The organism is Micromonospora sp. NPDC005553, assembly GCF_042871765.1.
Lineage (GTDB): Bacteria > Actinomycetota > Actinomycetes > Mycobacteriales > Micromonosporaceae > Micromonospora.
The window spans coordinates 29,244-41,328 of record NZ_JBIAJD010000002.1 but is presented as its reverse complement, the minus strand read 5'-3'; the positions used below and the strand labels follow the sequence as shown (position 1 = coordinate 41,328).

Genomic DNA, 12,085 nt, shown 5'->3' with positions numbered 1-12,085 from the left:
CACTTCTCGTGACGTTGCGCGGATCGACCGGCCTCAGAGCGGGATGTTGCCGTGCTTCTTGGGCGGCAGGGTTTCCCGCTTGGTCCGCAGGACGCGCAGCGCCCGGACGATCTGGGTGCGTGTCTCGTGCGGAGCGATCACCGAATCGATGTATCCACGCTCGGCGGCCACGTAGGGGTTGGCCAGGGTGTCCTCGTACTCGGCGATCTTCTCGGCCCGGACGGCCGCCGGATCCTCGGCCCCGGCCAGCTCCGAGCGGTAGAGGATGTTCACAGCCCCCTGCGCGCCCATCACCGCGATCTGCGCGGTCGGCCAGGCGAAGTTCAGGTCCGCGCCGAGGTGCTTGGAGCCCATCACGTCGTACGCCCCGCCGTACGCCTTACGGGTGATCACGGTGACCTTCGGGACGGTCGCCTCGGCGTACGCGTAGATGAGCTTCGCGCCCCGGCGGATGATGCCGTCCCACTCCTGACCGGTGCCGGGCAGGAAGCCGGGCACGTCCACGAAGGTCAGCACCGGAATGTTGAACGCGTCGCAGGTGCGGACGAACCGGGCGGCCTTCTCCGAGGCGGCGATGTCCAGGGTGCCGGCGAAGTGCATCGGTTGGTTGGCCACCACGCCGACCGGCCGTCCCTCGACCCGGCCGTAGCCGACCACGATGTTCTGCGCGTAGAGCGGCTGGACCTCCAGGAACTCGCCGTCGTCGAGGACGTGTTCGAGGACGGTGTGCATGTCGTACGGCTGGTTGGCCGAGTCCGGGATGAGGGTGTCCAACTCCCGGTCCTCGTCATTGACCTCAAGCGAAGCGGGGGCGTCGACGACGACCGGCTCGTCGAGGTTGTTCGACGGCAGGTACGACAGCAGCGCCTTGACGTAGTCGACGGCGTCCTCCTCGTCACTGGCGAGGTAGTGCGCGTTGCCGCTGCGGGTGTTGTGCGTACGCGCGCCGCCCAGCTCCTCCATGCCGACGTCCTCGCCCGTCACCGTCTTGATCACGTCGGGGCCGGTGATGAACATGTGCGAGGTCTGGTCGACCATCACGGTGAAGTCGGTGACCGCCGGGGAGTAGACAGCGCCGCCGGCACAGGGCCCCATCACCAGTGAGATCTGCGGGATGACGCCGGAGGCCCGCACGTTGCGGAAGAAGATCTCGCCGTAGAGGCCGAGCGAGACGACGCCCTCCTGGATGCGCGCGCCGCCGGAGTCGTTGATGCCGACCACCGGGCAGCCGATCTTCATGGCCAGGTCCATCACCTTGACGATCTTCTCGCCGAAGACCTCACCGAGCGAGCCACCGAAGACAGTGAAGTCCTGCGCGAAGACGCACACCTGCCGGCCGTCCACCGTGCCGTAGCCGGTGACCACACCGTCGCCGTACGGGCGGTTCCGCTCCAGCCCGAAGGCAGTGGACCGGTGCCGGGCCAGCCCGTCGAGCTCGACGAAGGAGCCCTCGTCGAGCAGCATCTCGATCCGCTCGCGGGCGGTCTTCTTGCCGCGCGCGTGCTGCTTCTCCACGGCGCGGGCCGACCCGGCGTGCACCGCCTCGTCGACCCGGCGCTCCAGGTCCGCCAGCTTGCCCGCGGTGCTGTGCATGTTGGTCCCGGTCTCGGTAGTCACCCAGGGAATATAACGATGGTTCAGGTGGGTGCCGCTGTGCAGTACGCCTCAGTGTCGACCGGAGCACCGCCGTAGGCTGGCGGAATGCCGGGCTCCCCGTACACCGATCTGGACCGGCCGCCGCTCTCGGCGGCCCGGCTGCGCCGCGCGTTGACAGCGCCGAACGGGCCGTGGGCCCGGCTGGAGCTGCGAGCCGAGACCGGCTCCACGAACGCCGACGTGGCCGAGGCCGCGCGGGCCGACGAGCCCGAGGGCCTGGTCGTGGTCGCCGAGCGGCAGACCGCGGGGCGCGGCCGGCGCGGGCGGGTCTGGCAGTCGCCGGCGCGGGCCGGCATCGCGACGAGCGTCCTGCTGCGGCCCGGTGAGGCCGTGCCGGACCGCGGCTGGCTGCCGGCGACACCCACCGGGTACGGGTGGCTGCCGTTGCTGGCCGGCGTGGCGCTGGTGGAGGCGGTGGCCCGGCTGGCCGAGCTGGAAGCCACCCTCAAGTGGCCGAACGACCTGCTGATCGACGACGCGAAGTGCGCGGGCGTGCTGGCCGAGGCGGTGCCTGGACGGGCGCCGGACCAACCGCCGGCGATCGTGCTGGGCATCGGGCTCAACGTGACGTTGCGCGCCGACGAGTTGCCGGTGAATCCGACCGGGCTGCCGGCCACCTCGCTCCAGTTGGCCGGCGCGGTGGCCACCGATCGGGATCCGCTGCTGCGGGCGCTGCTGCGGGCGGTGGCCGACTGGTACGACCGTTGGCGTTCGGCGGGCGGCGACGCGGTGGCCAGCGGCCTGCGCGACGCCTACCTGGCGGCCTGCGCGACGATCGGGCGCGAGGTACGCGTCCTGCTCCCCGACGGCGACTCCCTGACCGGCACCGCCACCGGGGTGGACCCGGACGGCCAACTGATGGTCACCACGTCGACCGGCGTCCGAACCCTGGCCGCCGGCGACGTCCTGCACCTCCGCTGAGGACGGGCAAGATCACGTAGAGCCGAGTGGGCCCGCGCGGCGGATGTTGTGGTGGGGCCTGGGGGGTTTACCGTCTGCGCGTCCAGAAAATCGCGTTGGAGGTTCCCGTGGCGTTTCCCGAAGACGTGCTCACCGAGGACGAGCACGTCGTGCTGCACCTGCACCCGCACTGGAAGGCGTTGATCCGGCCGATCGCGGTGCTGGTGCTGGCCATCGCCGCGGTGGTGGTCGGCGTGCTCCTGTTGCCCGAGAGTGGCGGCGGTTCGGTCGCGCTGGCCGTGATCGGGGCGATCGCCCTGGTCGCGGTGCTCTGGCTCGGCCTGTGGCCGTTCCTGGTCTGGCGCACCACCCACTACCTGTTCACGAACGAGCGAGTCCTGCTTCAGCAGGGTGTGCTCTCCCGGGACCGGCGGGACCTCCCGCTCGCCCGGATCAACGACCACTCGATGAACCAGCGTTTCGTCGAGCGTCTGCTCGGCTGCGGGACGCTCACCATCGAGTCGGCTGGTGAGCGCGGCCAGTCGGTGCTCGCCGACGTGCCGGACGTCGGGAAGGTGCAGACCACCCTGTACGAGCTGGTCGAGGCACAGCACGACAAGCACTCGCTGGGCGATGGCGAGATGCGCGACATGCTCGCCGACATGCAGGACGGCAAGCCGCTGCGCGACACCACTACCTGATCCGGGCCGGTGGAGACCCGCCCCTGGCACACCGTCGGGGGCGGGTCAGTCGGGTGGGCCGCTGCTCTTCGGCGGGTCGGTCTCGGACGACCCGACGGTGGACGGGACTGCCGCGGTCGGGCCGCTGTCGGGCTGGTCAGCTCCGGCCTGGTCAGCTCCGGGCCGGTCAGCGTCGGTCGGAGTGGTTTCGGCGGGGTCGGCCTCGACCGGTCGCACGGCGAACCAGCCACGGAAGCGGGTCCGCAGCACCTCCTGCTCGGGCCGGTCGTCCGGGCCGAGGCGCAGCATGGCGCCGGTGAGGCTGACGGTGCCGAGCCCGGGGCGGGCAGTCGACGGCCGGGCGCCCATCACGTCGACCCGGACCGCGAGCCGGTCGCCGGCCCGCACCGGGGCGAGCCAACGCAGCTCCTCCAGGCCGGGGGAGGCGTCCGCGGCGGCCCGGGACAGCAGGTGGTCGACGTACGCGCGCATGAACAGGCTGACCGTGTAGAAGCCGCTGGCGATCAGACCACCGTGTCGGCTGGCCGCAGCCAGCTCGGGGTCGACGTGGTACCACTGCGGGTCGAAGCGGCGGGCGAAGGCGACCATCTCGTCGCCGTCCACGGTGACCACGCCAAGATCGACGGTGAGCCCCGGGACGAGATCCTCGAAGAACAGCTCGGCGGGTCGCCCCGTGCCGGAGCGGGCGTCGGGTGTCGTCACCGGCGGGGTGCGCGACGGGTGCCGACGTGCAGCTCCGCGGCGAGTTCCGCGTCCAGGTCGACGGCGGGGCTGACGCTCAGCCGCGGGAGCCGACCCTGAGTCGGTGCGCCGGCCGGCGGGTCGTTGCGTTGCGCGGACTCCGCCTCCTCCAGCTCGGACACCGATTCCGCCAACTCGGCGACCGGGTCCATCTCCGCCATGGTGTCCCACTCATCGCGCGGAATGCTGTGCCAGGTGGAGTCGGGCTTCGCGGGCTCGTCCTCGGCCGGCGCGACGGGTTGGAAGACAAACGTGCGGTACGACCAGAACCGGAACAGCGTGGCCAGCAGGACGCCGACGGTCTTGGCCAGATTCAGTGCCAGCAGGCCGTGTACGCCGAGACCGTACTTCGCCGCCGCCACAGCCCCCAGCTCAATGAGCAGGCCAGCGCCGTTGAATAGGAAGAAAAGCAGATATTCCCGGCGAAGTGCCGATTTCGGGCGATCACGGTACGTCCAGTGCCGATTCATGAGGTACGACGTGATGGTGGCGACGATCGTCGCGATCACTGTCGCCTTCAACTGACCATTGACGAAAACGGTCAGTGCAAGGGCATTGAACACCGCGTAATTGATGACGGTGTTGATGCCGCCGACGATGCCGAACTTGAGCGCCTCGTGGATGAACTTCTGCCAGCGCTCAGGCAGCAGGCGGACAAGACGCATGCGAAACACCTTAGGGCAGTCGGTGCGGCCGGCGATCACCGGCCGAACGAGGTGGGCGGCAGGTCACGCCCCGTGGTCACGGTCGGGATCGACCTGCGGAAGGGTCGGGGTTCCCGCTTCGACGAAGACGAACCGCCGGTACGACCAGAATCGAAACAGCGTGGCGAATCCCGTACCGACGATGTAGCTGGCGAGATTGTCTGCCAGGCGCGTCTGGAACACGGCCGGCCAGATGGCCCCGAGCCCGTAGCGGCTGAGCGCGAGGCAGGCCACGGTGATGCCGAGACCGACCGCGTTGAAGAAGAAGAACAGCGCGTACTCGCGGGCCGCGTTGTTGCGCTGACGGTGCCGCCACGTCCAGAACCGGTTGCCCACGAAGGCGACGGACGCCGCGATCACCGTGGAGATCGTCTTCGCCGTCAACTCTTCGATGCCGTGCCTGCTCGTCAGGTAGTTGAAGAGCGCGAAGTCGACGAGGAACGCGAAACCACCCACTGTGGCGAACTTGCCCATCTCGCGGATGAGGTGACCGAAGCGGTCGAGGAGTAAGCCGACGAGACCCCGTCGGGTCTGCCGGGGACCCGGTTGTTCCCCGGTCATCGTGGCGGCCACGGGGGGAGCCTACCGGCTGCCGGCCAGTCAGAGGGGTAGCAACGGCAAGCGGGCGTGGTCTCCCGGAGGGGCCCAGCGCCGTGTACTCAACCACTGCACAGAGCGTAGCCAATTGGGAGGACTGAGCCGCTGCGGAACGGGAATCACCGCATCGGTCGGCGGGGCAGGTCAACGGCCCGACCGCAACAAGCGTCCGCCGGGGTGCAAAACAAGATTTGCGTGAAACTGCGCGGGAAAGCGGGTATCAGCTCGTGATGCCGCAGCGAGGCCGTAGCTTGTGCAGTTCTTCACAACCTGTCCCACTGACTCGGAAGGCTGCCCGGTTTACGCTGAGGCCAATCCCAGGTTTCCACGAAGGCGACGCATCGCGCCGCTGAGCTTCGTGCATCCCATAGATCGGTCAGCGTCGACCACAAGGAGATGTGTCATGGTTGCTCCGGCTGTTGTGCGGGGTATCGATCAGGCCCCGACGTCCCATCCGAAACTGCTCGCCTGGGTCCGTGAGGTCGCGGAACTGACCACCCCCGACCGTGTCGTCTGGGTGGACGGGTCCGACGAGGAGTGGCGCCGCCTCACCGATGAGCTGGTCGAGGCCGGCACCCTGATCCGGCTCAACCCGGAGAAGAAGCCCAACTCGTTCTACGCGCGCACCGACCCCACGGACGTCGCCCGGGTCGAGGAGCGCACCTACATCTGTTCCGTCGACGAGGCGGACGCCGGCCCCACCAACAACTGGATGGCGCCGGCCGAGATGAAGCGGACGATGACGGATTTGTACCGGGGCTCCATGCGCGGTCGCACCATGTACGTCATCCCGTTCGTCATGGGGCCGGTCGAGGCCAAGTCCCCGATGTTCGGCGTCGAGATCACCGACAGCCCGTACGTGGTCGCCTCGATGCGCATCATGACGCGGATGGGCACCCGGGTCCTGGAGGCCATGGGCGACGACGCTGACTTCGTGCACGCGCTGCACTCGATCGGCGCCCCGCTCGCCCCCGGCCAGCAGGATGTCGCCTGGCCGTGCAACGACACCAAGTACATCTCGCACTTCCCGGAGAGCCGGGAGATCTGGTCGTACGGCTCGGGTTACGGCGGCAACTCGCTGCTGGGCAAGAAGTGCTACTCGCTGCGGATCGCCAGCGTGATGGGCCGGGACGAGGGCTGGCTCGCCGAGCACATGCTGATCCTCAAGATCACCTCGCCGGAGGGCAAGGTTTACCACATCGCCGGCGCCTTCCCGTCCGCCTGCGGCAAGACCAACCTCGCCATGGTGGAGCCGACGATTCCTGGCTGGAAGGTCGAGACCATCGGCGACGACATCGCCTGGATGCGGTTCGGCCCGGACGGCCGCCTCTACGCCGTCAACCCCGAGTACGGCCTGTTCGGCGTCGCGCCCGGCACCGACTGGAAGACCAACGCCAACGCCATGCGCACGCTGGACCGGGGCAACTCCGTCTTCACCAACGTCGGCCTGACCGATGACGGCGACGTCTGGTGGGAGGGCATGGGCGAGCCGCCGGCACACCTGATCGACTGGAAGGGCAACGACTGGACGCCGGAGAGCGACAGCCTGTCCTCCCACGCGAACAGCCGATTCTGCACCCCGATCACGCAGTGCCCGATCCTCGCCGACGAGTACTTCGACCCGAACGGCGTGCCGATCGACGCGATCCTCTTCGGTGGACGCCGCAAGGACACCGTCCCGCTGGTGACCGAGGCCCGCGACTGGGTGCACGGCGTCTACATGGGCGCCACGCTCTCCTCGGAGACCACCGCCGCAGCGTCCGGCGCCGTCGGCGTGGTCCGGCGGGATCCGATGGCGATGCTGCCGTTCATCGGCTACCACGCCGGGGACTACTTCCGGCACTGGATCGAGATGGGCAAGGGCACCGACGGCGACGAGGCGAAGCTGCCGAAGATCTACTACGTCAACTGGTTCCGCAAGGACCCGGACGGCTCGTTCCTCTGGCCCGGCTTCGGGGAGAACTCCCGGGTGCTCAAGTGGGTCGTCGAGCGGCTCGAGGGCACTGCCGACGCGGTCGAGACGCCGGTCGGCATGGTCCCCGCGCCGGACGCCCTGGACGTCGAGGGCCTGGACATGACCCCGGAGGATGTTCGGATCGCGCTGAAGGTCGACCCGGACGAGTGGCGTAACGAGCTGCCGATGATCACCGAGTGGTTCGAGAAGTTCGGTGACAAGCTGCCCGGCGTGCTCTGGGCCGAGTTGGACGCGCTGCGCGCCCGCCTGGACGCCGCCCAACCGCAGCGGTAGGTGTGAACGAGACCCTTCGCGGGCAACATCGGAATTCATGAGGACGGCCGCCGAGACACAGGTCCGGCGGCCGTCCGCCGTCCGGGTGCTCACCATCCTGCTGGCGACGACCGCGGCGGCCACCGTCGTGGTCGAGCTGCTCAACTGGTGGTACGCCCCGGAGCAGGGGTTCGGGCTCGCCGTACGGACCGGCTGGGCCATGCTGCGCTCGTTCGGCTTCCTGCTGCTGATCGGGCACGTGCGACGGGGTCGTACGGCGGCCCGCCCGTTCGGGCTGATCCTCGCGGTCACCACGATCTTCGCGGTCGGCCGGCTCATCGTGCCCCGGCAGGGCGTGCCGCCGCTGCCCGGCCTGCTCGGCTTCGCCATTCTCACGGCGCTCTGCGTCGCGGTGGTCTGGCTGCTCTACCGCTCGTCGGCGTTGGCCGCGCACCTGGTCCGGCACCGTCCACGCCTCGTCATCGACTCCGGCGGCATCTCCTGGCGGGAGACCCCGCCACGCCGACCACAGGCCAGTGCCTGGTTGTTGACCAGCCGGGTGGCTGCCTTCACCTACAGCCCGCTGATGCTGGTGCCGGCACTGGTCGCCGGGGGTTCCATCCTGGATGGTCGACTGACCGCGGTGCCGGCCGTGCTGTTCTGGTTCGGTGCGGGCATCACGGCCAGCTACGCGGTGCTGTTCTGCACAGCGTTCCTGATGCGGGGCAAGGACTGGGCGCGTGGCCTGCTGGTCGTCGTCACTGTGGCCGTACTCGCCGTGGATCTGCCGCTGTGCTGGTGGCTGCTCGGCGTGGACGGCCTGATCCGCGACGGCGCCCCGCTGCTCGCCGCCGCCGGGCTGACCCTGTACGGCCTTCGCCGCGCCGCTCGCGCCCCCGACGACGCCGGACCTGAACCCCGACCTTGACCGCGGCGGAGCCCCGCACCGACGCCGCCGGGTGCCGACCCGGCGGCCGACCGCGGCCCAGCACCTGCCCATCCCCTCGTCTGCTCTGCACCGTCCTTTGCTCTGCACCCCGATAGGCGACAGTCGCGGACGGTAACCGTCGCATCCGCGGGTGCAGAGCAAAGGTGGGGTGGGTGAGATTGGTCGGCCGGGTGCGGGAGCGGTCTTCGCGGGCGGCCAGGGGGCAGGATGGCGGGTGGCGTCGGTCACAGCGTCGACGTCGGGGCGAGCTGCGGAGATGTCGCGGCGGCCGGCCGCAGGGCCGACCGGGTCGCCCGGCGGGAGCGGCCGCGAACCGGCGGACTGGGAGGAGGCTCGTGGTGGGCGACGAGTTCGACGTGGTGGTGGTGGGGGCGGGACCGGCCGGGGCGGCAGCCGCGCTGACGGCGCGCCGGGCCGGTGCCAGCGTGCTGCTGCTGGACCGGGCCGACTTTCCCCGGGACAAGGCGTGTGGTGACGGGATCGCCGCGCACTCGGTGGACGTGCTCGCCGAGCTGGGGGTGACCGAGGCGGTGGCGGGTTACGCGCCGCTGCCGGCGTTACGCATGGTCTCGCCGGGTGGCGGTGCGGTGGCTCGGGCGCTGCCCCGACCCGCGTACACAGTGCCCCGGGAGGTTTTCGACGCGCGGCTGGTGGCGGCCGCGGTGGCCGCCGGCGCGCAGTTGCGCCGGCACACGGTGCGCCAGGTCGAACAGCGCGCGGACCGGGTGGTGCTCGACGGGCAGGTGTCCGGCCGGGTGGTGATCGGCGCGGACGGCGCCGGCTCGGTGGTACGTCGGGCGCTCGGCCATCCGCAGAACCCCGAGCGACACCTCGCGCTGGCCATCCGGGGGTACGCCCCGGCTCTGCCCGGCCCGTCCGAGCAGCTCATCGTCACCTCGAAGGCGCGTTGGCCGGCGTACGCCTGGTCGTTTCCGATCGGTGACGGACGGGCGAACGTCGGGTACGGGGAGGTCCTGCGCGGTGAGCCGTTGAGCCGCGCGTACCTGCTGGACCGGCTGGCCGCGCTGCTGCCCGGCACCGATCTGGCGACCGTGACCGCGTTGCGCGCGCATCACCTGCCGCTCTCCACCCACCGGCCGTCGCCGGGGCGTGGGCGCACCCTGCTGGCCGGGGACGCTCTGTCACTGATCAATCCGTTCACGGGGGAGGGGATCTTCTACGCGTTGCTCTCCGGCGCGCTCGCCGGGTCGGCGGCGGCCCGGTCGCCCGAGGGCGCGGCTGGCCGCTACGCCGACGGGTTGCGTCGCCGCCTCGGCACCCACCTGCGGCACAGTTCGGTGGCGGCGTGGTTGGCCCGGCGACGTCGGGTGGTGGACGCGGCGGTCCGGGCCGCCCATCGGGACGACCGGGTGTTCTACGACGTGGTCGAGCTGGGGCTGGGTGACGGACGCCTCACCGCTCGTACGCTCGCACTGATCGGCGTCGGTCTGGGCGGCGGGGATGGGGCTCCGAGGCAGTGAACTGGCGCAAGGGTCGCTACGCTGCTAGGTGATGACGCTGCGGAACCTTATCTACTCCGTGTACGAGCGCCGGCTCACGGCGAAGCTCGCGGGTAAGCCGGTGCCCCGGCACGTCGGGGTGATGTGCGACGGCAACCGCCGATGGGCGAGGGAGATGGGCTTCGTCGACCCGAACGACGGGCACCGGGTCGGCGCGGCGAAGATCAAGCATGTCCTCGGCTGGTGTGACCAGGCCGGCGTCGGGCACGTGACCCTCTATCTGCTGGCCACCGACAACCTGCGCCGTCCGGCCGCCGAGCTGGACCCACTCCTCAAGATCATTGAGGACCTGGTGGTGGAGCTCTCCGAGGAGGGCAACCCCTGGCGACTGCGCATCGTCGGAGCGCTCGACCTGCTGCCGGCGCAGACTGCGGCGGCACTCAAGGGCGCCGAGGAGCGCACCCGTGAGCGCACCGGTGGCGCGGAGGTCAACATCGCGGTGGGCTACGGCGGCCGCCGGGAGATCACCGACGCGGTCCGTTCGCTGCTGCTGGAGCACGCCGCCACCGGAGGCACGATCGAGGAGTTGGCCGAGGTGCTGGACGTCGAGCACATCGCCGAGCACCTCTACACCCGCGGCCAGCCCGACCCGGACCTGGTCATCCGCACCAGCGGCGAGCAGCGGCTTTCCGGTTTCATGCTCTGGCAGTCCGCGCACTCGGAGTTCTACTTCTGCGAGCTCAACTGGCCGGATTTCCGGCACATCGACTTTCTGCGGGCCCTGCGCTCGTACGCCACCAGGCAACGCCGCTACGGCGCCTGACCCGGCGGCGACGCCGTCGGCCGCCGCTGGGGTCAGGTCGGTTCAGGACAGGTGGGTCAGCGCCCGGGTGAGGAAGTCACCCAGGGCGGCCGGCGACTCGATGGTCAGGTCGGCGGCGTTGGCCACCTCGTGGCCGGTCTCCGGGTTGGCCACCGCCACGCAGACGCCGAGGAAGTCCGGGTCGGCGGTGGCGCGAGCGCGCAGCGCGGCGAAGGCCTTGATGTCGGAGACGTCGTCGCCGAAGTACCAGGCACCGGTGGCACCCTTGATCGCCTCGCCGATCACCATGCCCTTGTCCCTGTCGACAGGTGGCTTGAGTTCCAGCACCATCCGCCCGGCCTGCGAGCGCAACCCCAGACGGTCGGCCTGCGCCTGCCCCCACTGCTGCACAGTCGGGCCGAGTTGCGGGGCGGTACGCCAGTGCAGCGCGACCGAGAGCCGCTTGTACTCCACAAGCGTGCCGGGTGGCAGTTCCGCCCGAGCCAGGTCGGCCAGCTCCGACATGGTCGGCACCCAGGGCAGCGCGGCCGGTTCGGTGACTGTCTCGCCGCCGGAATGGCTGTGCTCCAGCCCGTAGAGGCCGTAGAGGTCCACGCCAGCGAGCCCGCCGAGCTGATCCCGAAGGAACTCGACGGGTCGGGCGGAGACGATCGCGACCCGCTGCACGACCGGGGCGAGCGCCTCGATCGCGGCCAACGCCTTGGGCGCCGGGCGTACCGCGGTCGGATCGTCGTCGACGGGCGCGAGCGTCCCGTCGAAGTCGAAGAAGAGCACGGTCCCGGCCGCCCGGCTGGCGGTTACCCGCCAGGCCTGGTCGGCGTTCAACGGGGTCCTCGGCTGCTGATTGCCCAGATTCAACGGCGGCACGCGCGTCAGCGTACCCCGGCGATCCAGGCTCATTCCTGGCCGAGCGGACCCATTGAGCGGTAAGCGATCAGCGTTCGGCGGCTCCTCGTCCGCGCCGGCCGAACGGCACCACCGCGGCCTCCTGGCCGTGGCTCAACAGGTAGCCCTCCACGAACCCGGTGTTGCGATCGCCGGTGTGGTTGTCGATCTCGTTGAGCCGTGCCACCAGGAACTCGGTGAGCGCGCTGATTCGGTTGTTCAGACGCTCGTGCAGCTCGGCGACGACGGCCAGGACGACCGCGGTGCCGGCGGTGATGAGCGCAAAGAGGTTGACGAGCAGCGGCAGCTGCCCGCCGTCGACCGCGAGGGTCACCGTGTTGCCGGTCGCCCACAGTGTCACCGACACCGTTGCGACCACGACTGCCAACCACTTCAGGGTCATGGACAGACCCCTCCTTCTGTCCCGCAGGGCTGGGTTCGG

General features: G+C 70.2%; 12 protein-coding genes and 1 pseudogene. 6 read left to right on the top strand and 7 right to left on the bottom strand.

Going from position 1 to position 12,085, the window contains the following annotated elements:
* Window positions 1-33: 33 nt before the first annotated feature.
* A complete protein-coding gene (locus ACFYPG_RS07430; protein WP_387350954.1) occupies window positions 34-1,617 on the bottom strand; it encodes an acyl-CoA carboxylase subunit beta in 1,584 nt (527 codons plus the stop codon).
* Between the two features lie 84 nt (window positions 1,618-1,701).
* On the opposite strand from ACFYPG_RS07430, the gene ACFYPG_RS07425 reads away from it, so the two are divergent.
* Together ACFYPG_RS07425 and ACFYPG_RS07420 are read left to right on the top strand one after the other, a co-directional pair.
* Window positions 1,702-2,577, top strand: coding sequence for a biotin--[acetyl-CoA-carboxylase] ligase (locus ACFYPG_RS07425; RefSeq protein WP_355009451.1), 876 nt, complete (start codon window positions 1,702-1,704; stop codon window positions 2,575-2,577).
* 107 nt (window positions 2,578-2,684) lie between these two features.
* Window positions 2,685-3,257 carry a PH domain-containing protein gene (locus tag ACFYPG_RS07420; protein WP_355009450.1) on the top strand — a complete coding sequence of 191 codons (573 nt, stop codon included), beginning with the start codon at window positions 2,685-2,687 and terminating at the stop codon, window positions 3,255-3,257.
* Between the two features lie 45 nt (window positions 3,258-3,302).
* Here ACFYPG_RS07420 and ACFYPG_RS07415 read toward each other — a convergent pair whose 3' ends face one another.
* The 4 genes and pseudogenes from ACFYPG_RS07415 to ACFYPG_RS07400 all read right to left on the bottom strand — a co-directional run.
* On the bottom strand, window positions 3,303-3,959 hold the full coding sequence (locus ACFYPG_RS07415; protein WP_355009449.1) for a MaoC/PaaZ C-terminal domain-containing protein: 657 nt from the start codon (window positions 3,957-3,959) through the stop codon (window positions 3,303-3,305).
* Window positions 3,956-4,663 (bottom strand): GtrA family protein, encoded by a 708-nt coding sequence (locus ACFYPG_RS07410; RefSeq protein WP_387351813.1) that lies wholly within the window; start codon window positions 4,661-4,663, stop codon window positions 3,956-3,958. The genes ACFYPG_RS07415 and ACFYPG_RS07410 overlap by 4 nt, the downstream gene beginning before the upstream one ends.
* A 63-nt stretch (window positions 4,664-4,726) precedes the next feature.
* Entirely contained in the window at window positions 4,727-5,263 is a 537-nt protein-coding gene (locus tag ACFYPG_RS07405; RefSeq protein WP_387351811.1) for a GtrA family protein, read from the bottom strand.
* A 215-nt stretch (window positions 5,264-5,478) separates the two neighbouring features.
* A pseudogene (locus tag ACFYPG_RS07400) lies at window positions 5,479-5,566 on the bottom strand (GtrA family protein); the annotation flags it as partial.
* Between the two features lie 136 nt (window positions 5,567-5,702).
* On the opposite strand from ACFYPG_RS07400, the gene ACFYPG_RS07395 reads away from it, so the two are divergent.
* The 4 genes from ACFYPG_RS07395 to ACFYPG_RS07380 all read left to right on the top strand — a co-directional run bounded on the left by ACFYPG_RS07395 (window position 5,703) and on the right by ACFYPG_RS07380 (window position 10,758).
* Entirely contained in the window at window positions 5,703-7,547 is a 1,845-nt protein-coding gene (locus ACFYPG_RS07395) for a phosphoenolpyruvate carboxykinase (GTP) (RefSeq protein ID WP_355009447.1), read from the top strand.
* 37 nt (window positions 7,548-7,584) lie between these two features.
* Window positions 7,585-8,454 (top strand): hypothetical protein, encoded by an 870-nt coding sequence (locus ACFYPG_RS07390; protein ID WP_355009446.1) that lies wholly within the window; start codon window positions 7,585-7,587, stop codon window positions 8,452-8,454.
* A 359-nt stretch (window positions 8,455-8,813) separates the two neighbouring features.
* Window positions 8,814-9,956, top strand: a complete 1,143-nt coding sequence (locus ACFYPG_RS07385) for a geranylgeranyl reductase family protein (protein WP_387350951.1) — start codon at window positions 8,814-8,816, stop codon at window positions 9,954-9,956.
* A 31-nt stretch (window positions 9,957-9,987) separates the two neighbouring features.
* The gene (locus ACFYPG_RS07380; RefSeq protein WP_091394347.1) at window positions 9,988-10,758 is read left to right on the top strand and encodes an isoprenyl transferase; all 771 of its coding nucleotides are present in this window, start codon (window positions 9,988-9,990) and stop codon (window positions 10,756-10,758) included.
* A gap of 42 nt (window positions 10,759-10,800) precedes the next feature.
* Here ACFYPG_RS07380 and otsB read toward each other — a convergent pair whose 3' ends face one another.
* Complete coding sequence (gene otsB, locus ACFYPG_RS07375; RefSeq protein WP_387350949.1) at window positions 10,801-11,625, bottom strand: trehalose-phosphatase; 825 nt, start codon at window positions 11,623-11,625, stop codon at window positions 10,801-10,803.
* A 67-nt stretch (window positions 11,626-11,692) separates the two neighbouring features.
* Entirely contained in the window at window positions 11,693-12,046 is a 354-nt protein-coding gene (locus tag ACFYPG_RS07370; RefSeq protein WP_210784414.1) for a hypothetical protein, read from the bottom strand.
* Window positions 12,047-12,085: the final 39 nt, after the last annotated feature.

What these genes read in the sequence shown, in the direction of transcription:
- ACFYPG_RS07425 (WP_355009451.1), top strand. Translation starts at nt 1,702, where the DNA reads ATGCCGGGCTCCCCGTACACCGATCTGGACCGGCCGCCGCTCTCGGCG.
- ACFYPG_RS07395 (WP_355009447.1), top strand. Translation starts at nt 5,703, where the DNA reads ATGGTTGCTCCGGCTGTTGTGCGGGGTATCGATCAGGCCCCGACGTCC.
- ACFYPG_RS07390 (WP_355009446.1), top strand. Translation starts at nt 7,585, where the DNA reads ATGAGGACGGCCGCCGAGACACAGGTCCGGCGGCCGTCCGCCGTCCGG.
- ACFYPG_RS07410 (WP_387351813.1), bottom strand. Translation starts at nt 4,663, where the DNA reads ATGCGTCTTGTCCGCCTGCTGCCTGAGCGCTGGCAGAAGTTCATCCAC.
- ACFYPG_RS07370 (WP_210784414.1), bottom strand. Translation starts at nt 12,046, where the DNA reads ATGACCCTGAAGTGGTTGGCAGTCGTGGTCGCAACGGTGTCGGTGACA.
- ACFYPG_RS07380 (WP_091394347.1), top strand. Translation starts at nt 9,988, where the DNA reads ATGACGCTGCGGAACCTTATCTACTCCGTGTACGAGCGCCGGCTCACG.
- ACFYPG_RS07405 (WP_387351811.1), bottom strand. Translation starts at nt 5,263, where the DNA reads ATGACCGGGGAACAACCGGGTCCCCGGCAGACCCGACGGGGTCTCGTC.